Annotated in this window: 15 protein-coding genes and 1 tRNA gene; 10 read left to right on the top strand and 6 right to left on the bottom strand. The window is 64.3% G+C overall.

Going from position 1 to position 21014, the window contains the following annotated elements:
• Positions 1-118: 118 nt before the first annotated feature.
• From FVP60_RS02720 to FVP60_RS02710, 3 genes are all read left to right on the top strand, one after another.
• On the top strand, positions 119-1276 hold the full coding sequence (locus FVP60_RS02720; protein ID WP_246132432.1) for a YlbL family protein: 1158 nt from the start codon (positions 119-121) through the stop codon (positions 1274-1276).
• Positions 1277-1374: 98 nt separating this feature from the next.
• A complete protein-coding gene (locus FVP60_RS02715; protein WP_147824718.1) occupies positions 1375-4323 on the top strand; it encodes a UPF0182 family membrane protein in 2949 nt (982 codons plus the stop codon).
• A 257-nt stretch (positions 4324-4580) separates the two neighbouring features.
• Entirely contained in the window at positions 4581-4928 is a 348-nt protein-coding gene (locus tag FVP60_RS02710) for a hypothetical protein (protein WP_147824717.1), read from the top strand.
• 607 nt (positions 4929-5535) lie between these two features.
• Here FVP60_RS02710 and FVP60_RS02705 read toward each other — a convergent pair.
• Positions 5536-5612 (bottom strand) — tRNA-Met (locus FVP60_RS02705).
• A 116-nt stretch (positions 5613-5728) separates the two neighbouring features.
• Here FVP60_RS02705 and FVP60_RS02700 point away from each other — a divergent pair.
• Positions 5729-6526, top strand: a complete 798-nt coding sequence (locus tag FVP60_RS02700) for a carbon-nitrogen hydrolase family protein (protein ID WP_147824716.1) — start codon at positions 5729-5731, stop codon at positions 6524-6526.
• On the opposite strand, the gene FVP60_RS02695 is transcribed toward FVP60_RS02700, so the two are convergent.
• On the bottom strand, positions 6523-7605 hold the full coding sequence (locus FVP60_RS02695; RefSeq protein ID WP_147824715.1) for a hypothetical protein: 1083 nt from the start codon (positions 7603-7605) through the stop codon (positions 6523-6525). The two genes, FVP60_RS02700 and FVP60_RS02695, sit on opposite strands and share 4 nt — an antisense overlap.
• 81 nt (positions 7606-7686) lie before the next feature.
• Positions 7687-8892 carry an aminotransferase class I/II-fold pyridoxal phosphate-dependent enzyme gene (locus FVP60_RS02690; RefSeq protein WP_147824714.1) on the bottom strand — a complete coding sequence of 402 codons (1206 nt, stop codon included), beginning with the start codon at positions 8890-8892 and terminating at the stop codon, positions 7687-7689.
• 96 nt (positions 8893-8988) lie between these two features.
• Here FVP60_RS02690 and FVP60_RS02685 point away from each other — a divergent pair, with 96 nt between their 5' ends.
• From FVP60_RS02685 to FVP60_RS02675, 3 genes are read left to right on the top strand one after another with little or no spacing between them, the layout of a single operon-like run.
• Positions 8989-10602, top strand: coding sequence for a S1C family serine protease (locus tag FVP60_RS02685; protein WP_147824713.1), 1614 nt, complete (start codon positions 8989-8991; stop codon positions 10600-10602).
• Positions 10603-10645: 43 nt separating this feature from the next.
• Positions 10646-11905: a CDP-glycerol glycerophosphotransferase family protein gene (locus FVP60_RS02680; RefSeq protein WP_147824712.1), complete on the top strand. Its 1260-nt coding sequence runs from the start codon at positions 10646-10648 to the stop codon at positions 11903-11905.
• Complete coding sequence (locus tag FVP60_RS02675) at positions 11902-13329, top strand: CDP-glycerol glycerophosphotransferase family protein (RefSeq protein ID WP_147824711.1); 1428 nt, start codon at positions 11902-11904, stop codon at positions 13327-13329. The genes FVP60_RS02680 and FVP60_RS02675 overlap by 4 nt, the downstream gene beginning before the upstream one ends.
• Positions 13330-13379: 50 nt before the next feature.
• On the opposite strand, the gene FVP60_RS02670 is transcribed toward FVP60_RS02675, so the two are convergent.
• Complete coding sequence (locus FVP60_RS02670; RefSeq protein WP_246132431.1) at positions 13380-14408, bottom strand: glycosyltransferase family 2 protein; 1029 nt, start codon at positions 14406-14408, stop codon at positions 13380-13382.
• A gap of 115 nt (positions 14409-14523) precedes the next feature.
• Here FVP60_RS02670 and FVP60_RS02665 point away from each other — a divergent pair, with 115 nt between their 5' ends.
• A complete protein-coding gene (locus tag FVP60_RS02665) occupies positions 14524-15807 on the top strand; it encodes a CDP-glycerol glycerophosphotransferase family protein (protein WP_147824709.1) in 1284 nt (427 codons plus the stop codon).
• On the opposite strand, the gene FVP60_RS02660 is transcribed toward FVP60_RS02665, so the two are convergent.
• The gene (locus tag FVP60_RS02660) at positions 15804-16772 is read right to left on the bottom strand and encodes a hypothetical protein (RefSeq protein WP_147824708.1); all 969 of its coding nucleotides are present in this window, start codon (positions 16770-16772) and stop codon (positions 15804-15806) included. The genes FVP60_RS02665 and FVP60_RS02660 overlap by 4 nt on opposite strands.
• Before the next feature lie 20 nt (positions 16773-16792).
• Complete coding sequence (locus FVP60_RS02655) at positions 16793-17485, bottom strand: phosphocholine cytidylyltransferase family protein (protein ID WP_147824707.1); 693 nt, start codon at positions 17483-17485, stop codon at positions 16793-16795.
• A gap of 253 nt (positions 17486-17738) precedes the next feature.
• Between FVP60_RS02655 and FVP60_RS02645 the strand changes: the two genes are divergently transcribed.
• Together FVP60_RS02645 and FVP60_RS02640 are read left to right on the top strand one after the other, a co-directional pair.
• A complete protein-coding gene (locus FVP60_RS02645) occupies positions 17739-19475 on the top strand; it encodes an ABC transporter ATP-binding protein (protein WP_187240534.1) in 1737 nt (578 codons plus the stop codon).
• Positions 19451-21007: a hypothetical protein gene (locus tag FVP60_RS02640; RefSeq protein WP_147824705.1), complete on the top strand. Its 1557-nt coding sequence runs from the start codon at positions 19451-19453 to the stop codon at positions 21005-21007. Before FVP60_RS02645 ends, FVP60_RS02640 begins: the two co-directional genes overlap by 25 nt.
• Positions 21008-21014: the final 7 nt, after the last annotated feature.

Raw genomic sequence — 21014 nt, 5'->3', positions numbered from 1 at the left:
CCTTTCAGGAGGTTGATCGCCTCTAGTTCTACGCTAGTCGCAGTGCTTCGCTGCATGGTCGTTGCTCGGTGGATCCGTGTACGCCACCCGCGAACGAGCGGGCAAGGAAGGAAATAACGTGATCCCCACGTATGAGTCTGATCAGCCGATCGACGTCGCCACCGCTGCCGATGCAGACCGCGACGCGGCGCGGCGCCGCAAGCGCACGGTCACCGGCATCGCCGCGCTCACGGTGGCGGTTATTTGCCTGTTCTTGGCAAGCATTCTGCCCTCTGGCTTCGTGATTCGTCAGCCCGGCCCCGTCGTCAACACCCTCGGTGTTGTTCAAGACACCGACGGCAACGAGATCCCGCTGATTGAGATGCCGGAAGACATTCAAACGTACGAGACCAGCGGAACCTTGAGTCTGACGACCGTGCAGATTGTCGGCTCGCGAGAGAGCACGCCCAACTGGTTCCAGCTCGCGCAGGCGTGGCTTGACCCGTCCAAGGCCGTCATGGATATCGACCAGGTTTTTCCGCAAGACCAGACCGCCGAAGAGCGTCAAGAGCAGGACGCGATGCAGATGACCAGCTCTCAGGAGTCGGCGACGGCTGCAGCGCTGATCCAGCTGGGCTACGACATTCCGACCGAAATGCAGATTCTCGAGGTGACGCAAGACGGAGCGTCGGTCGGAAAGCTGGAGTTGGGTGACGTGGTCAATTCCATCGACGGAACGGCCGTTGCTGATGTGCTCGAGATGCGCGAAGTTATCGCGCGCGGCGAGGGTGCCGACGTCACGGTCAACATCACGCGCGACGGCGAGACGCAGGACGTCGTGATCACGCCGACTCAGGGCGAGGCTGACGGCGAGACGCTGTGGCTCATTGGTGTCGGTGCGGCTCCGGTCTACGAACTGCCCTTCGACGTGCAGATCATGCTGGAAAACATCGGCGGACCCAGCGCCGGCATGATGTTTGCGCTGGGCATTATCGATACCTTGACGCCGGGGGAGATGACGGGCGGCGAGGCAATTGCCGGCACCGGAACCATCACACCAGACGGAACCGTGGGACCGATCGGCGGAATTCAACAGAAGATGCAGGGTGCGCTGCGCGCTGGTTCCGACTTCTTCCTCGCTCCGGAATCCAACTGCAACGAGGTTGTCGGGCACGTTCCGGACGGACTCACCGTGGTCAAGGTGTCAACGCTTGACGAAGCCCGCGACGCGGTCGAGACCATCGGCGACGGTGACGAGGTGGCGATCGCCGCGCTCGCCACCTGCACCGCCCCTTAGCGCGCGGTTGGGCGGCAGGGCAAGCGTCTGCCGGGGAGTGCGCTGAGAGCGGACGCCAAGCGGCACCAGGGATGGCGCGCGTTCCGTAGGATGAAACGGTGACCACGACCTCAGCGCCGAATCCGACCGCGCCCAGCCCCGCCCGACGAGTGCTTGTCATCTCGCTCGTCGTCATTGCGGCGCTGGTTGCGGGTTTCTTCCTCTTCTCAAACCTGTTTGCCGACTACCTGTGGTTTGACCAGCTCGGATTCGCCTCCGTTCTGACAACGCAGTGGATCGCCCGCGTGATCATGTTTACCGTGGGCTTCATTGGCATGGCCGTGCCGGTCGCGATCGCGATCAACCTCGCGTACCGCCTGCGTCCGGTGTACGCGCGGCTCAGCTCGCAGCTGGATCGCTATCAGGAGGTCATCGAGCCGCTCCGCCGTCTGGCGATGTGGGGAATCCCCATCTTCTTCGGCCTGTTCGCTGGCCTCAGTGCCGCGTCAACGTGGGAGACGGTCTGGCTGTTCTTTTCGAGCGTGAACGCTGGCGCCGTTGATCCGCAGTTCGGTCTTGATCTGTCGTTCTACATGTTCTCGCTGCCGTTCTGGCGCGGCCTGGTTGCATTCGCCTCGGCCGTTGTCATCATCAGCCTGCTGGTGACCGCTTTCGTGTCGTACCTCTATGGTTCCGTGCGCGTCGGCAACGGCGAACTGCGCATCTCCAAGGCGGCGCGCATTCAGCTGGCCGTCATCGCCAGCGTCTACCTCGCCCTGCAGGCGGTCAGCCTGTGGCTTGACCGGTACGCAACGCTGATCGAAAGCCGCGGTGCGGACGACCGCATCACCGGCCCGGGCTTCACGGGTGCAAATGCCGTTATTCCTGGCCTCACGATTTTGTCGGTTGTGGCCGCTGCCGTCGCGATGCTGTTCATCGTGACCGCCATCGTTGGCCGCTGGCGCTACCCGCTCATCGGTACCGCGCTGTTGCTGGTCACCTCCCTCGTGCTCGGCATGGGTTACCCGTGGTTCGTCGACACGGTGCAGGTTAAGCCGAACCAGCTGGCGCTGGAAGAGGAGTACTACCAGCACAACATCGACATGACGCAGACGGCATTCGGTATCGACGAGCTCGAAGTCACCGACTTCAAGGCCGAGACCGAGGCAACGGCCGGTCAGCTCCGTGCCGACGCTGACACCACCGCGTCAATCCGCATCATGGACCCGGCGATCATCAGCCCGACGGTCAAGCAGATTGAGCAGTACCGCGGGTACTACCAGTTCGCTGAGACCATGGACGTTGACCGCTACGACATCGATGGCCAGAGCCAAGACGTTGTGGTTTCGGTGCGCGAGCTGAACACGGGCGCGCTTGGCCAGTCTGACTGGCAGAACACGTCGATCGTGTACACGCACGGTTATGGCCTGGTCGCGGCCGCTGGCAACAAGCGCACGGCCGACGGCAACCCGGTGTTTTTGGAGCGCGGTATTCCCGCCCAGGGCTTCCTCTCCGACGCAAAGTTTGAGCCGCGCGTGTACTTCGGTGAACAATCGCCGACGTACTCGATCGTTGGCGCGCCCGAGGGTACCGAACCGGTAGAAATTGACTACCCGCGCGGCGGCAAGGAGGGCGAGACCGAGACGAAGACCACCTTCACGGGTGACGGTGGCCCGAAGATCGGCAACTTCTTCACGAAGCTCATCTACGCGATGAAGTTCCAGTCGGAGCAGATCCTGTTCTCCGACTACGTCAACGAAGATTCGCAGATTCTCTACAACCGCGATCCCGCCGACCGTGTGGCGGCCGTTGCGCCGTACCTCACGATCGACTCCGACCCGTACCCCTCGGTGGTTGATGGTCGCATCGTGTGGATTGTAGACGCGTACACGACGAGCGCGAACTACCCGTACTCGAGCCACGTCAGCCTCTCGCAGGCCATTCAAGACTCGGCAACCGAGGCTCCGCGATTCGCGATCGACAAGATCAACTACATCCGCAACTCCGTCAAGGCCACGGTCGATGCGTATGACGGTTCCGTCACGCTTTACGCGTGGGATGACGAAGACCCGGTCCTGAAGACCTGGCAGAACGTTTACCCCGGAACCATCAAGCCGATGAGCGAAATGTCGGCTGAGCTGATGAGCCACGTACGTTACCCGACCGACCTGTTCAAGGTGCAGCGTTCGATGCTCGGCGTCTACCACGTTGACACCGCCGCTTCGTTCTACCGCGGCGACAATGTGTGGAAGACCCCGAACGACCCGCAGCAAGACACCGTGCTGCAGCCGCCGTACTACCTGACCATGAAGATGCCCGGTCAGGACGAGGCGAGCTATTCGATGTTCACCACCTTCATTCCGTCGGCGTCGAGCCAGAACTCGCGCTCGGTGATGATGGGATACCTGGCGGTTGACTCCGACGCAGGTGCGGTGGCCGGCAAGCCGTCCGAGGGTTACGGCAAGTTGAGGCTGTTGGAGATTAACTCCGACACCACCGTTCCTGGCCCCGGTCAGGTGCAGAACTCGTTCGACTCCAACCAGCAGATCTCGTCGGCGTTGAACCTGTTGAAGCAGGGTAACTCGCAGGTGCTCAGCGGAAACCTGCTGACCCTCCCCGTCGGTGGCGGTCTGCTTTACGTGCAACCCGTTTATGTGCAGTCCTCCGGTAGTACCAAGCTGCCGGTGCTGCGCAAGGTGCTGGTCGCCTTTGGTGACGAGGTGGCGTTCGAAGACACTCTCGCCGCAGCGTTGGATGAGTTGTTTGGTGGTGAGTCTGGTGCAGAAACGGGTGACGGCGACGTGACCCCGGTTGACCCGGAGACACCGACCGATCCCAACACCGACCCGGATGACCAGACCGGAACCACGCCCGACCCGACTGCAACCCCAGACCCGGATACGACGCCCGCGCCGTCAGCCGACAAGGATCAGTTGCTGAAGGATGCATCCGACGCGCTGGCCGCGAAGCAGGCGGCGCTGGAGGCAGGCGACATGGTTGCCTACGCCGAGGCCGATAGGGATCTGACTGAGGCGATCGAGAAGCTCCTCGAACTCGAGACTGAGTAAGTCCAAACGCCTGTGGGCGGTCACCTTCGGGTGGCCGCCCACAGGCGTATTTGGTGTCGAGTCTGCCTGTCGTCGTGGGGTCCTCATCGCGACGTGCCTGCTTGTCAACGGGCCCGCGCTACGCGACCGTGACCAAATGTCGGGCAATGGTTCCGAATGCCCCTTCGGGAGCCGGTCGGCCGGCGTGTCGCGAGATTTCTTCCGACATTTGGGAAACGGGGAGGCGGAACCAGGTAGCCTCGCGGGGAGTGGGCAGAATGACGGAACCACGGGGCGTGATGGGAGCGACGCGCTCGGTCGTTGGCGCGGTTCCTGAGATCATTGCGCTCGCGATTATCGCCGTGGCTGGCCCCGCGTTGTTGCGGGTGATGACGCTATCCGCCGCGGGGTGCGGCGCGCAGTGCGACCTTGGCATGCTGGATTTCGCGCAGCGAGGCATTCCATTGGTGATAACCATCGTCGCGATCGGCGCGGCCGCTGCCGTCGTTGTGCTGAGCGTGCGCGGCCGTTCGAGCGTAGCCGTGTTCTTCTCGGCGGTTGGCGTCATGCTGGCGGCGCTCGCGCTGGCCGCGGTACTGAGTTTCATCGCGACGCCGCCCGCATGAATCGCGACGTCGCCCGCGTGAATCGGGGCGCCGCCCGGTTGAATCGCGAGGATTTCGGGCGCGTGTCAACGAGTCATGCGCCGCGCGACCGTGACCAAATGTCGGAGACATGGTTCCAAATGCCCCCGCAGACGCCGATCGGCCGGCGCGTCGCGAGATACTTCCGACATTTGGGAAACGGGGTCGCGGAACCAGGCGCGGACGGAACCCCCCGAAGGGCGGAACACCCCGATGGGCGGAACCAGGTGGGCTGCGAAGCCCCGGGGGTCGGGGGACCGGAACCACATGGGGCCGGGCGGGGGTAGCGGAACCAGGTGAGGGCCGAGGGGCGACCGGAATCACGTGCGGCCGAGGTGTGACAGCGGAACCAGGTCGGGTTGAGCGAGGCGCACCGGACCCAGGTGAGGGTCGGGCGCGACACCGGAACCAGGTGGGGCAGGAGTCCTGAAAGCCGCGAAACACATTCTGGTCGTCGAGACACATGCGGCGCGATGGTGTTTCGCCGACCAGAATGTGTCTCGCCGAAAAAGGGGCGGCGCGGGGGAGGGAGGATGGAGGGGAAAGCAAAAGGCTCCTGATCAACTGAAGTTGATCAGGAGCCTTTTCTTGGTTGCGGGGGCAGGATTTGAACCTACGACCTCTGGGTTATGAGCCCAGCGAGCTACCGAGCTGCTCCACCCCGCGGCACATGAAATAGCCTATCACGGCTTTGGAGTGCGAAAGACCATGGGGCGCCTGATGCGGGTTGTGGGTAGGGTGAGCACACGCCCAAAGCCGCCCGCCGAGAGGATGCACACGCCATGTCGGATGACGCCGTAGGAATTGCCGTCGCACAGTTTTCCCCGATCGCAGGCGATAATCTGCCCGCAGTGCAAGAATTGGCCACGAAGGCCGCACACCGCGGCGCGCGGGTCGTGCTGTTTCCGGAATACACGAGCTATTTTTCTGATCCGTTTGATGCCACCCTCGTGACGCACGCCGAAACGCTCGACGGGCCTTTTATTTCCGGTGTTCGAGCCCTCGCCTCGCGGCTGGGGATCACGATCGTGGTTGGGCTCTTGGAAGCAGCGGGAGAGGGTCGGGTGCACAACACCGCCGTGGCGGTGGGGCCCGGGGGTCCGTTGGCGGTGTACCGCAAGCAGCACCTGTATGACGCCTTTGGGCAGAAGGAATCAGACTGGGTAGCCCCGGGCGATATCGTCGAGCCGCAAACGTTCGAGGTCCACGGCGTCACCTTCGGCATGCAGACCTGTTATGACCTGCGCTTTCCGGAGATCACCCGCACCATCGTCGACGCGGGAGCGCAGGTTGTGCTGGTGCCCGCAGAGTGGGTGCGCGGACCGCTGAAGGAACACCACTGGCGAACGCTCATTCACGCGCGCGCGATCGAGAACACGGTGTACGTCGCAGCTGCCGATCACACGCCGCCGCTCGGCGTCGGAAACTCCATGATCGTCGATCCGAGCGGCGTCGAGATCGCGGCCATTGGTGCCGAGCGGCGCGTCGCCGTAGCCGACGTCACCCCGCGACTCATCTCGGCGGTTCGTGAACGAAACCCGTCACTACAGGCGCGCCGCTACCGCGTGGTTCCGCGCTAATCCTCGGGCTGGAGCTCAGGCCACTCGTCATAACGGTAGTCGGCTGACTCGTCACCATCCTGATTCAACGACTGCCACTCAACCTCGACGCCCTCCGACCAATACGCCGCGCTCCTCGCATCAAGCCAGATGGTGAGCTGGGTCGGGTCATCCGCGGACGGCCAGGCGTACACGGCCAAGGTCTCGCCTTCGGCCCTGGTTGCATGCAATTGATCGCTGTCGTCGCTAGGTTTGAGCGACCACCCATTCTCAGCGAGGGCGTCGCGGAGGCGATTGAGGGCGCCGGGGCCGTCGGCAGTATCCATACCTACGGCCCACTCCGTCTGGATCACATACTGCGGGGGTTCCGCACTATGCGGGGACCCGAGCGAGTCCACCACCATGCTTGCGTAGGGACCCCACCCACTCTCGGCCACACTTTCGCGCAACGGAACCAGTTGCTCCTGGAGGGCATCCCAACGGCCCTCCAGCAGCTGACGTATCTCGGCTTCCGTGAGGTTGGCAACGTCGATTTGTTGATTTCCTGCGGCGTCTTGGGCGCCGTGCATGGCCGCGTATTCCGTGGCTCCTGCCACCCCCAGAATCAGCGCGGGCGTGACCAGCACGGCAAGAACTAGCGTCACACCGCCCGCACTGTTTGACCGACCTTCCCGCTTTTTCCGCAGCGTCGACGCCACGATGATCAACGCGACGGCGGCAACCATCATGGTGATCGCCGCGCACCAATTAAATAGCCGCTCATACCGCGCCGACATGAACGGCAGCAGCAGGCGAACGATGGAGGGGTCTGTGCTCGAATCGCCAATAGATCCGAGCGAAAAGAGATAGCAGGCCAGGCTGACCCAATACCCGGTGAGCAGGCCGATGGCAGCGGGCGGTGCCGAGGTGAAGCCCCGCTGCTTGAGGATGAGACGCGGGAGAAAACCGAAGAATCCCACCACAAGAACCACGAGGGGCGATCCAAAGATGAGCATGAGCGTTTCCCAGCCGCCGCCGGTGAACACCTTTGCCACGATGAGTAGCACGGGCATGATCCACGCAAGCCACCGCCACGCACGCCAGAAACCTTCAGAAAACACTGCGATCCCCTCCGCGCGCCCCCTCCGCGCGCCCCCTGCGCGCGCCCGCACATCAGCATGCCGTGCGGCGTTGCTGGCGTGCTAGCGGCGCGCCAAGACCGCCAGCCTTTTAGCGGCTTCGCCGAGGAGCTCGGGCTTCTTGCACGCGGCGAATCTCACGAGCGACGCATACTGCGATCGGTTCGCCTCGGTTGTGAAGGCGGTGACCGGAACCGCGACAACGCCCGCCAGGTGGGGGAGTTCTCGACAGAACACCGTCGCGTCATCGAACCCGAGCGGTGCCGCGTCGGCAACGGTGAAGTACGAGCCCTGCGGCACAGAGACCGCAAATCCGGCCGTGCGCAATCCGTCAACGAGGATGTCGCGCTGATGCTGCATTGCCGCGCGAATGCCGTGGTAGAAGTCATCGCCGAGGCGTAGCCCCGTGGCAATCGCTGGCTGGAAGGGAGCGCTGCCCGAGTAGGTCAGAAACTGTTTGACAGCAAGAACCGCATCAACGAGAGCAGCGGGCCCCGTCACCCAACCAACCTTCCAACCCGTCGTATTGAACGTCTTTCCGGCCGAAGAGATCGTGAGGGTGCGCTCCGCCGCCCCCGGGAGCGTGGCGACCGGAACATGAGGCACGTCAAAGGTCAGGTGCTCGTACACTTCGTCAGTGACGATGACGGCGTCGTGCTGATGCGCTAGGCGCACGATCTCGGTCAGCACGTCGGCAGAAAAGACCGCGCCTGTGGGGTTGTGTGGGTTGTTGACCAAGATGAGGCGCGTGCGATCGCTGACGGCGCTGCGGAGAGCATCGAGATCGGGTTGAAAACTCGGCCACACCAGCGGAACGGTGCGAAGCGTTGCGCCCGCCAGCGCCACGCAGGCGGCGTAGGAGTCGTAGTACGGCTCGAACACCACGACCTCGTCTTGGGGGCCGTCGACTAGGCCCAGCAACACGCTGGCGAGTGCTTCGGTCGCGCCCGCGGTCACCAATACCTCGGTCTCCGGGTCAGGTTTCAGGCCATAGAAGCGCTGCTGGTGCTCGGTGATCGCCAATCGCAAGTCGGCGAACCCGCGCCCCGGTGGGTATTGGTTGACGCCGCCCGAGATAGCGGCGCGCGCAGCCTCCAACACCTCTTCTGGCCCGTCCGTATCGGGAAATCCCTGACCGAGATTGATGGCATCGGTGCGCGCGGCGAGCGCCGACATCTCTGCGAAGATCGTCTGAGCAATGGTGCCGTCGGGTGCTAGCAGGCCCGCCCCAGCGACCGCGCGACGCCAGGCTCCGGAGACAGTAGTCATGTGGTCAGACTAAGTCATAGCGATATCCAGGCGCTGACATAGGAAAAACACAGCCACGACCGGCAATCTGGAGGAGCTTGCAGAAGGAGCAACAACATGAGCGACATGAACAACCAGGACACCCCGGCACCCAACCCGGCAATTCCCCCTCGGCCCGCGCCGCCGGCAGCGCCAATTGCTGACGCTCCGACCACGCCGCTTCCCCCCGAGCTGGCAAGCGCGTTGCGCGCCGACAATCAGCCAACGACGCCGCTGGACGGCGGCTGGGCGGCCCCCTCGGCGGCCGCTGGCACCCCCGCAGCTCCCGCCCCTGGTTCCGTGCCCCCTGGTTCCGCCGCCGCAGGCGCAACCGCAGCCGCAACCGCAGGCGCCGGCGTTCCGACGCCGGGCGCGCCCGCCGCCACCGCCGCTCCGTTCACCGGCGCTTCGTTCGGTGGCTCGCTGCCCCCCGGTGCGCCGATTCCGCCGCAGTCGAATTCGTTTGGTGAGCCGGTGGCTCCGGAACCAGCAAAGCAGCCGCGTAAGCGCGTGGGCGCCACCATCGGGCTGCTGACGGCGACCGCGTTGATCGCGGCCGGCGCTGGCTTCGGTGGCGCGTGGGCGTTTGACAATTTTGTCGATGACGGCGCGCGTCCGGTCGCGACGGGCCAGGGCGGAACCATCACCGTCAACAACCCCGGATCGGTCACGCAGACGACGGCGATTGCCGCCGAGGCGCTGCCGAGCGTCGTGACGATCGACGTTGGCACCGACCAGGCGGCCGGTTCCGGCTCCGGCGTCATCATTTCTGAAGACGGCTACGTGCTGACCAACACTCACGTGGTGACGCTGGACGGCGCAACGGGCGCCGCCGATGTGCGTGTCACGCTGAGCGATGGAACCATCTACGACGCCGAGGTCGTCGGCACCGACCCGATGTATGACCTCGCCGTCGTCAAGCTGAAAGACGCGAGCGGCCTGCCGGTGATCACGTGGGGTGATTCCAGCAAGCTCAACGTCGGCGACGTCACGGTGGCGCTGGGCGCGCCGCTCGGGCTTGCCAACTCCGTCACCGAGGGCATCGTCAGCTCGCTGAACCGCTCGATCCGCGTCGCATCCTCCGCGGCTCCCGCAACGCCCGAGTCCGGCGACTCGAGCGACGACAGCGACGATTCGCAGGGCGGCCCGTTCACGTTCGACGTTCCCGGTCAGCAGGGTTCCACGCCTTCCGAATACATTTCGATCGCGGTGATCCAGACCGACGCCGCCATTAACCCGGGTAACTCGGGCGGCGCGCTGGTCAACAGCGAGGGCGACCTGATCGGCATCAACGTGGCCATTGCGACCGCGGGTGGGAGCTCGGAGGGCGCCGGCAGCATCGGTCTCGGATTCTCCATTCCGTCAAACATCGCCCAGCGCATCGCCACCGAGATCATCGAAAACGGTGAGGCAACGCACGGCCTGTTGGGCGCAAGCGTCACCAACGCCTCCTCGATGGACGACGCCACAACGGCAGGCGCCTACATCGCCGAGGTCGTCAACAATGGCGCGGCAGAACAAGCTGGCCTCAAAGAGGGTGATGTTGTCACCAAGCTGGGTAGCGCCCGCGTGAGCGACGCAACCGACCTCACCGCGCAGGTGCGCGCGCTCGCGGCAGGTTCAGAGACCACCCTGACCTACATTCGCGATGGCGAGACCTTCGAAGTTGATGTGACGTTGGGCTCGCTCTAAGCGACACCGCGTCACCGATGCCACCCCGCGATAGGCTCGCGGGGTGGCATCATTTTCGTTTGGGGCAGGAAACGTCGCCAAACTCCTGCGCATTCCGCTGTACGGCTTGGGGCGGATCGCGACGCTGATCATTCCGCGCGGCAAGCAGTGGGTTTTTGGCTGTGGTGCCGGCATCGGCGATGGTGCGCTCGCGGTGTGGAACCTCGCCGCGGCAGACGAGGTCGATGCCGTCTGGCTGGTAGACAACGACCGGGATGAGGCCGACGCGCATCGGCTGGGCATTGCGACCGCCCGCAAACACTCGATTCGCGGATTCTGGCTGACCGCGCGCGGCGGCGTGCTCGTCGTGACCCACGGGCTCGGCGATGTCAACCGCTACGCGAATGGTGGCGCCTTCATCGCGCAGCTGTGGCACGGAATTCCGCTCAAGCGCATCGGCCTGGACTCACCCGAGACGGTGCGCCTTCCCTTCGGCAACGGCTCACGGGTGCTGCGTGCGCTCATGAAGTGGCTCTACCGCTCCACCACGTCAAAGATCTCCGTCATTCCGGCGGCATCGCAACTCATTCGCGGCCGCCTGGAGTCGGCCTTCGCGCTCGCTGACGATCGCGTCATCGTCACCGGTGAGCCTCGGGTTGACCCGCTCAGCGTCGGTGACGCCGAAACGCGTACCGCTCGCGCTCGCGGCATCCTTACCGAAGCGGTGGGGGAGTTGCCGGCAACCGTGCTGCTGTATGCGCCCACGTGGCGTGATGGCGCCGCCGACCCCGCCGTTCCAACCACTCCCGATTGGCAAGCGATCATCGCGATGCTCACCGCCAACGACGCCGTCTTGCTGGTGCGCTCTCACCCCCTGGGAGCCGGGCAGTATGTGCCCCCGAGCGATCTGCCTGACGGCGACCGGGTACGCCTCGTTGGTTCTGACGTGGTGCGCGACATCACCCCGGCGCTGCCGGCGGTGACCGCTCTCATCACCGACTATTCGTCGCTGCTGTTTGACGTGGGATTGACGCCGACGCCGGTGGTTTACCTCGCCCCAGACGTGCAGCAGTACGCCAAGACCCGCGGCTTTTATGGTTCCTACCGCGATGTCGCGGGCGACGACTACGCGACGGGGTGGCCGGAGGCGACAGCACAACTGGGCGCATTGCTCTCCGATGACGCCGTTTTCGCCGAGCGGCGAGACCGCGCCGCCCAACTTTCTTCGCGTGTTCATGACTTCCGCGACGGAAACAACGCACAACGTGTGTACCGTGAGATTCAACGGCGATTGTCACTCTCGCCCCGGAAAGGCACGTCATGACCTCGATGCTCGTTCACGATACGAGTCTCGTCATTTCTGCGCTCCCCGGGCATCCGCGAGAAGCAGCGCTGGTGGGAGCCCGGGCACGGGTTGCTGGTGAGATTCGCGAGGTCGACGGAACCACGGAGCTGGTTTTCGCGCTGACGCAATCGCGCTGGGGTGGTGCCGTGTTACCGCTGCCCGCCGGCGAGTATCGCATTGAGGTCGATGCCGACCTCACCGGCGCTTCGCTCGCCGATACCGACCTCACCGTGATGCGGGTGCGGGCAGCCAACGGGGTCGTCACCATTTCCGCGCCCGTTGACCCCGTGTATCAGTCTGCCGAGGGTCAGGGTGCGCTGGAGCGCCGCTATGTCGCGACCGGTTCGCCGCTAGAAAACGCGGTGTTCTTCGAGAGCTTCTACGGCCGAAACGCGAGTTGTAACCCGCTGGCCCTGGATCGTGAGATCGCGCAGCGCCTTCCCGAGGTCAAGCGGTACTGGAGCGTTGTCGACCTCTCGGTCGCGGTTCCGCCCGGCGCCGTCGCCGTCGTTGAAGGATCACCAGAATGGTGGCGGGCGCGTGGCGCCTCCCGCCTGCTCATTGTGAACGACTGGTTGCGTCGTGCGTTTCGCCGCAGGCCAGGGCAAAAAGTGTTGCAGACCTGGCACGGTACGCCCCTCAAGCGCTTGGCGCTGCACCGCCCCGGTTTTGACCCGCGGCGCATGGTCGCCGTGATTCGTGAATCGCGGCGCTGGGACGGCCTACTTGCGCAAAACGCGTACGCCGCGAAGATCCTCAAGGCCGCCTACCGGTTCCGCGGCGCGCTGTGGACCGAAGGCTACCCACGCAACGACATCCTGCATTCCGGCAATGCCGAAGCCGTGCGCGAGGTATTGGGCATTGCGCCGGCGGAACGTGTATTGCTGTACGCGCCGACGTGGCGCGATGACCGCACCGAAATGGTGGACTTTCTCGACCTTGAGGCACTGGCCAAGACGGCCGACGCTGTCGTGCTGGTGCGCGGTCACTCCCGCACGCTGTTGCCCGGCCGCGATGCGACCGGCCCACGCGTGATCGATGTCACATCGTTTCCAGACACCTCGCGCCTGATTCTCGCCGCTGATGAGCTCATTACTGACTATTCGTCGGTGATGTTTGACTTCTCTGTTACGGGCAAGCCGATGTCGTTCTTGGTTCCCGATATTGAGCACTATCGGGGAGCCCTGCGCGGATTCTATTTTGACCTCGTCGCGCACGCGCCCGGGCCCGTTGTCTCAAACCAGGCTGACCTGCACATGGCGCTTGCCAACCCGCAGCGCGAGAGCCTGTTCGCCGCGCGATATGAGGCCTGGCGGGCGCGGTTCAACAGTCGAGACGATGGTCGCGCCGCAGAACGCGTTGTTGCCCGCCTGATTGACCAGCAGTGGTTGGATGCTCCGTAGCGCTGCCGAATAGCGCCGCTGAATAGCGGAACCAGTGCTCGCGCCGCAGGCTAGGGCAGTGGGGTGTTGCGTCCGTCGAGGCGTGAGGTGTCAACCGTCTCGCCCGCACCACGGACCATGCCCGCCAGAAAGCCGGCCCCCCAAGAAACGTGCATCGTCGGAACCACGGCGATCGTCCACAGCTTGTCGGCAAGGGTGCTGCCACCGCCCTTGGTGGTCAGCGCCATGCCGATAATCAGCAGCGCGTACAGCGCGAGTGGGACGTAGACGAGCGATGCGATCACCGACAACACGCCGCTCAGCACACCGGTCAGTTGCAGCGCGCCAACGACGATCGCCAGCGCGATCACCACGAGCAGGGCGGGCGGCGCGAAGAAGCGGATAGAGTTGCGGCGGCCAAAGCGACGTACGAGTTCAGCACGCCATGTGCCGGTGGCGAAAAACTGGCGGGCAAGACGTAGCCAGCTTTCACGCGGCCAGTACGTCACCGAGAGCTGCGGGTCAAACCACACGCGGTATCCGGCCTGACGCAGCCGAAGATTGAGCTCCCAGTCCTCACCACGACGAATGGACTCATCAAACAGGCCGACCCGTTCGATTGCCTCACGCTTCATGACGCCGAGGTAAGCGGACTCCGCCTCGCCCTCGGGGCCGCCGCTGTGATACGCGCCGCCGCCCAGTCCGAGCGGGGAGTTGTAGGCGCGGGCGACGGCACGCTGGAAGGGCTTGCGACCCTCGGCGTGCATGATGCCGCCGACGTTGGCCGCATTGGTGCGGGCCAGCGTTTCGACGGCGCGTCGGGTGTAGCCGGGCGCCAACTCCGAGTGCGCATCTACGCGAACGATGGTCGGATACATCGATGCCTGAATGGCAAGATTCAAGCCCTTCGGAATATCCGCCTCGGGGTTATCAACCAGCTGCACCCGCGCATCACGATCCGCTATCTTTCTCGCGATCTCCGTGGTTCCATCCGTCGAGGGGCCGAGAGCGAGAATCAGCTCCATCGGGCCATCGACTTCTTGGTCGAGCGCCGACATTACGGCCTTTTCGAGGTACGCCGCCTCGTTGAGTACAGGCATGACAAAAGTGACACCACGCTCAGGTGCGCGTTTTGGATCGGTGGTTTCGGTGTCATCAGACTGCACGTAAAGATCATGCCATGCTGAACCTGGGCGGCCTCGGTAGGCTAGGGAGGTGAGTATTGTTTCTGACGCCCAAAAAGCCATGGCACTGCTGCGCAAGGCACTCACATCACGGCAGGCTGTGCAGAGTGTGCGTCGCACGCTCTCGGCGCGTCCGGCGCCCGAACCCAAGCAGTTCCGCATCGCGGTGTACTTCGCCGATGGTGCCGTCAACATGTACCAAATGCGCCAGTGGTACAAGCCGCTGCAAGAGCTTTCGAAGACTCACCCCGTCGTTGTGCTCGCCCGTACGGCAACCGGCGCCCGTGAGCTTCTCGCCGATGATGCGTTGCCGGTGGCATTCGTGCCGACCGTGAAAGATCTTGAACGGTTTGTGGCATCGCAAGACATCAAGATCGTGCTGTACGTCAATCAGAACACCCGCAACTTTCAGATGTTCCGTTACGGGCGTCGCTGGCATGTGTTCATCAACCACGGCGAGTCCGACAAGATGTACATGACCACGAATCAGTACAAGGCCTATGACTACGCCTTCATTGCCGGGCAGGCGGCTCGTGAGCGGCTGAGCCGGGTGCTGTGGAACTACGACCTCGATGCACGCACGCGCGAAATTGGGCGCCCGCAGGCCGACTACTACTCGGGCACCCTGCCGTACACGCCAGACTCCCGCACCGTTGTGCTCTACGCTCCGACGTGGGAGGGCGACCGCCCGGCCGCACACTATGGTTCCATTCACTCGCACGGCGAGAAGATCGTGAATGCCCTGCTCGCGACAGGCAAGCACCGGGTTATCTACCGTCCGCACCCGCGGTCGGGCGTGGTGTATCCCGCGTACGGTGAGGCTAACAAGCGCATCATCGCGGCGATCGAGGCGGCCAATGCGGCAGACCCGACCGCCCAACACGTCTATGACAACAAGCCCGAGCTGGGGTGGCAACTGGCGGCGGCAGACGTCGCCATCGTTGATATTTCTGCCATGGTGTATGACCGATTGGCCGCCGGTCGTCCGCTGTTTATTACGCGTCCGCGCGATGAGAAGGCTGCCATCGATGAGTCTGGCTACCTCTCGGACTGCGAGTGGCTGACCGTTGATGATGCCTCAAACATCGTGGCTGAGGTTGATCGTGTGCTGAACGACCCGACCTCCACTGCGCGCCTGGGTCTGTGGGTGCAGCACTACTTTGGTGACACCAGCCCCGGAGCTGCTACCGCGGCGTTCCATGGGGCGATCGACGAGCTCATGCAGACCTGGCAAGAATGCCACGATGAGCACCTTCGAGCATCTGGCGAAGACGACAGCGAGCTGGACTCCGAAGACGAAGACGAAGACGACTAACGCTCGACCTCGTCGCCGGACGGGCTCGGGCTCGCTCCGTCTGCGCCGGTGACATCGGACCCATGCGCGGCGCGACGTTTGCGAGAAAATACGCGGCCCGCTGCTGCCTGGGCGGAACCAGAAACAGCGCTGGCGACGCGAGCGGCAGACCGTGCGGTGCCCACCACGAACGATGACGCGTGGCTTTCGAGCGTTCTCGCACCCTCGCGGGGTGCCAGCGCCGCAGGAATCGCGGACGGGGGAGCGCCGAAGGCCTTGCGGGCGCCCGTGACGACGCGGCGCCCCAAAATGAAGTTGCCCCCGGCGCCAACCGCAGCGCCAATGCCGAAAGGCAGCGCCTTGCCGACAATCGACGCGCTGCCGTGCGTGGCGAGCCGATGCAAAAAGGCCGACTTCAGCCGATCGACGGTCGGACCAATCGCCGCCTTCGGCAACGATTTGGTGAGCAGCTCACCCCAAAACTCCGGTTTCGATGCACCGGCGCCGCCCGCCTGCTGAGAAAGCTGGTTGAGCAGCGCCGTACCCTCGGAACCCAGAATGAGGGTCAGCACCAGAGCGCGCGCCCGATCCGGGTCGGTTACCGGAATATCGTGAAGCTCTGCGATCGACTGGGCAAAGAGCGTGGTGGACTCCAAAAAGCCCAGCGTTTCTGCACCCGACAGCGCGAGCGTGACCCCGGTTCCGATCGCCGGAACCACGGCGGTCGCGCCGACAGCAGCGCCGCCACCGGTGACGGCAGCAAGATAGCGCCGCTCGAGGATCGTAATGATCTCGCTCGAGCTGGCGTCGGGGTAGCGCAGCCGGATGCTACGCAGGTGCGCAAGCACAACAGGGCGCTGGAGAAACAGAACCCTGTCGAGCATGCGAACCGGAAGTGGGTGTTCGTCAGATCCGACCGGCGGCAGACCGCCCTGCCAGGGCGCATCTGACGGCAGTGAGTGAATCTTGTGAACGCGATCAGCCACGACGACTCGGGCGGATCGGGTTAGACGAAGAGGTTGGCGCGTTCCAGGTCTTCAGCGAAGTCAACCTCGACCGCGTACAGGTCGGAGATGTCGAGCGGCTGAATGCGCACGCCGTCTTCGGCGATAGCGAGTTCGAGACCGCGCTCGAAGTAGTCCTGGTCATCGACACGCTGCAGCTGGCGCATGAACGCCTTCTTGTCTGCCGACGAAATGTAGTTGATGCCAACAGCCTCGCCGATGCCACCGACAACGACCTTGGAAAGCTCGTTGATGTAGCCCTCGGCGGTGACCGTGTACTTGACCTCTTCGTCGCTCACCTTGGAGGTGTTGACGGTCACGAACGAACGGTCAGCCTCGATCAGCGCGATGGCGCGGCCAAGAACACGCGGATCGAAAACGACGTCGCCGTTCATCCACAGCACGCCCGACTTGCCGGTTGCGGCAAGTGCGCGCAGCAGGCTCTTGGAGGTGTTGGTCTGGTCGTAGCGCTCGTTGTGAACGTAAGAAACCTTCGGGAACGCCTCGACAATCGTCTCGGCGCGGTAGCCGACGACGGTCGTGATGTTGGCGTCGGTGCCGAAGGCGGCACGAATGTTGTCGTGCTGCTGCTGCATGATGCTGCGGCCGTCGCTCAGTTCGGTCAGCGGCTTGGGCAGGGAACGGCCCAAGCGCGAACCCATGCCGGCGGCGAGGATAACGGTTTGAAGAGTCACTGCGAATGCTCCTAGGTGAGGATGTACTTGTCGGATACCCGACTCGACACACCTTCGTGCCTGTTACAGATTAGCGAAGCGGAGGTGAACAAAGCTGAAAATTCCCGTTGACGTTGTGGAACCGTAACACCTGAGTGTCCCCTGGGAGCCCGGAATTCCGGGGGTGTGGACTCGTACTCCCGGGTGCGCGTTGGTAGGTTATTAGAAGTATGGCCGCGCTGGGACAGCGGCTTAACAACGGCAGGGGGAGACGATGAGCCACGGGGATGCTGACGTGCCGTCGCACAAGCCGGTCGCCAAAGAGACTGCGAAGAAGTCGACATCCGCAAAATCAGCGACGAAAAAGCCCGCGACGGCAGATGCCGTCACACCCTCGAACGCGGTGAAGCCCGCGATCGTCAAGCCCGCAGCCACACGATCGTCGACGGCGAAGGCCGCACCGGGTAAGGCGAAGGCCGCTCCCGGTAAGGCGAAGGCCGCTCCCGGTAAGGCGGGCACGCCCAAGACCGCTGCAGCGAAGTCCGGCACGGCCACGTCGAAGACCGCAACCACGAAGCCGGCCGCGACCAAGGGCGCAGCATCGAAGTCTGCGACTACCAAGGCCCCCGCGACCAAGGCCCCCGCGACTAAGGCTCCCGCGACTAAGGCTCCCGCGACTAAGACTCCCGCTCGTAAGCCGGCGGCCACGACATCCGTTTCGGCTCGCGTCGCCTCGACGAAGGTCGCTCCGAAGCGGGTCGCGACCGCAGCGCAGAACGCTCCCGTGACAGCCGACCTCGTCACCGTTCCGGCGATCGATCACAGCCCCGACCTGTCACTCGGCGGCATTGACGCGCCGGTGGCACTGCCCGCCGTCGATGACGCCATCATCGTGAGCGCAGCCGCACGCGCGGCAGAGCCCACCCCCGCCGCCGTCGAACCACCGGTTCCGCTCGTCTCTGCCGTCGCTGCGGAGGCTTTGGCAGTGGAAGCCGCCTCGGTCGCCGAAGCCGAAGCGGCCTCTGTCGCCGAAGCTGAGGCCGTCGTTGCCGAAGCAGAAGCCGAGGCCGTTGCGGCTGAAGCTATTGCCGAAGCCGCGATCGCCGACGCCGAGCTGGCCGCAGTCGAAACCTCCGTCGCTTCTGGCACCGCGGTAAAGCCCGAAGCCGAGACGTCGGCGGCGCCGGCGCTCGTGCCAGCGTCACCTCAACCCGCTGCCGCCCCCCAGCCGGCGGCGCCAGCGAAGCCCGAGACCATCGCGCTTCAAGTCAGCGGGTTGACCAAATCGTTTGGCGGCCAGCATGCGGTTGACGCCATCGACCTCACGGTTCCGGCGGGAAGCTTTTATGGCATTGTCGGCCCGAACGGTGCAGGCAAGACCACAACGCTCTCGATGATTGCGGGGCTGCTCAAGCCCGATGAGGGCACCATCACGGTGTGCGGGGTTGACGCGCGAAACAATACGCGGGCAGCTCGGCGACTGATCGGCGTCTTGCCCGACCGCCTGCGCACCTTTGACCGCCTCACCGGCAAGCAACTGCTCTCCTATTTCGGTGCATTGCGCGGCCTTCACGCGCGCACCGTTGACGAGCGGGTGGCAGATTTGGCGCGCGCCTTCGATCTCACCGAGGCACTGGGTCGTGTGGTCTCTGACTACTCGGCGGGCATGACGAAGAAGATCATGATGGCTGGCGCGCTCATTCACAGCCCGCGCGTGCTGATTCTCGACGAGCCGTTTGAATCTGTTGACCCGGTGTCATCGACCGTCATCCTCGACATCTTGACCGCCTACGTCAACAATGGCGGCACGGTGATTCTCTCCAGCCACGGCATGGATTTGGTGGAACGCGTGTGCTCGCGCCTCGCGGTGATCGTTGCCGGCCAAGTTCTCGCCGAAGGCACGATCGAGGCGGTGCGCGGCGGAGTCACCTTGGAGCAACGCTTTGTGGAGCTTTCTGGTGGCGTAAGCGACGCGGAGGGGCTGGAGTGGTTGCACACGTACTCCGCCTGAGACTGGCCCTGCTGATCGGCGGGCTCCGTGGCCCGCGCCGCACGGTCGTTCGACTGGTGTTGGCTATTGCCGTGCTCGTCGTCGCGGCAGGGGCGGCGATCGTTGGTCTGCTCGCCGTGCGCGGAACCGCGCTGTCGCCCGCGATCATTGTGGTCGGCGGATCGGTGCTCCTCATCGGAGCCTCGCTCGCACCCGCGATGGGCGGCATTGACGATCAGCTCAGCCCTCGCTCGTTCTCGGTATTCGGCACGTCGCCGCGCGCCGTTGCCTGGTCGACGATGCTCGCCTCGTTCATCTCCATCCCGATCGCGATTCTGATCGCGATCGCCATCGTCGTTGCTGGTAACGGCATCGCCGCCGGAGCGCCGCCCTTCGTCGCGGCGATCTGCGCGATCGGCGGGGTTGTCACCTTCGTCTTTATGGCGCGCACCAGCATGTTGCTGGGGGCGCTGTGGCGCTCGCACCGGTCGCGGGAGCTCAGCAGAATCTTCGTGCTTCTCGCGCTGGTTATCGTGGTTCCGGCCGCCATCTTTCTGGCGTCACTGGATTGGGGTGGTGAGGTGCCGCCGGCGTTCGCCGAAGCCGCTGAGATCGCCAGTATCACGCCATTTGGCGCGGTGTGGGCGGTGCCGTTTGCGGTCGCCAGTGACAGCTCGTTGACCGCCCTGTGCATTGTGATCGCTATCGTCACCCTCGCACTCTGTGCTTTCGTGTGGGATGTCGCCGTCGGCTACGCGATGCGAACCGTCGACAAGCCGGTGAGCGTGCGCGAGCGCGCAGGAATGGGTTGGTTCTCGGTCTTCCCGCGCACCCAGACTGGCGTCGTCGCCGCGCGAAGCATGATCTATTGGTTCCGCGACCGCCGCTATGTCGCCAACATGGTCGTGGTTCCGATTGCCGCCGTTGCCGCCTCGCTGCCGCTGCTGATCGCCGGCGTGCCACTGGGCATCGTGTTGTTGTTGCCGGTGCCGATCATGGCGCTTTTCTTCGGCTGGATTGCCCACAACGATGTCGCTTACGATTCCACCGCCGTGTGGATGCACGTGGTTTCGGGAGTACGCGGACTCGCGGATCGCCTGGGTCGTCTGGTGCCCATCATCGTGGTGGCCGTTCCGATTCTCGCGATTGCCATTCCGGTGTCGATTGCGTTTTACGGGCGGTGGGCCTTTGCGCCTGCCCTCGTCGGGGTTTCTGCCAATCTCTTCCTCGCCGGACTTGGTCTCTCGTCCATCTCCAGCGTCGCGGCGCCGTACGCCGTGTCGCGCCCGGGCGACAGCCCCTTCCAGCAGCCGCAACGCACGGGTTCTGGCATTGGGGCGCAGACGCTGGTGTTGCTCGGCGCAATCGTGTGCAGCATTCCGAGCATCATGCTCGCCGTGACGGCCCTGACCGACGACATCACCAAGGCGAATGCGGCGATGTGGATGGGAATTGGCGTTGGCACGCTGGTTTTCGGCGCCGGCTTGGCGATCGGGGCGATTCTCTTTGACCGTCGCGGCATGCAGATCATGGAGTTCGCAGAAACCAGCTAATCGAGCC

This window comes from Microbacterium mitrae (genome assembly GCF_008017445.1).
GTDB classification, from domain to species: domain Bacteria; phylum Actinomycetota; class Actinomycetes; order Actinomycetales; family Microbacteriaceae; genus Microbacterium; species Microbacterium mitrae.
Note: the sequence above shows the minus strand (reverse complement) of the source record. Positions and strands in the feature narration are given on the sequence as shown.

What these genes read in the sequence shown, in the direction of transcription:
- FVP60_RS02710 (WP_147824717.1), top strand. Translation starts at nt 4,581, where the DNA reads ATGACGGAACCACGGGGCGTGATGGGAGCGACGCGCTCGGTCGTTGGC.
- FVP60_RS02700 (WP_147824716.1), top strand. Translation starts at nt 5,729, where the DNA reads ATGTCGGATGACGCCGTAGGAATTGCCGTCGCACAGTTTTCCCCGATC.
- FVP60_RS02645 (WP_187240534.1), top strand. Translation starts at nt 17,739, where the DNA reads ATGAGCCACGGGGATGCTGACGTGCCGTCGCACAAGCCGGTCGCCAAA.
- FVP60_RS02685 (WP_147824713.1), top strand. Translation starts at nt 8,989, where the DNA reads ATGAGCGACATGAACAACCAGGACACCCCGGCACCCAACCCGGCAATT.
- FVP60_RS02690 (WP_147824714.1), bottom strand. Translation starts at nt 8,892, where the DNA reads ATGACTACTGTCTCCGGAGCCTGGCGTCGCGCGGTCGCTGGGGCGGGC.
- FVP60_RS02675 (WP_147824711.1), top strand. Translation starts at nt 11,902, where the DNA reads ATGACCTCGATGCTCGTTCACGATACGAGTCTCGTCATTTCTGCGCTC.
- FVP60_RS02670 (WP_246132431.1), bottom strand. Translation starts at nt 14,408, where the DNA reads ATGCCTGTACTCAACGAGGCGGCGTACCTCGAAAAGGCCGTAATGTCG.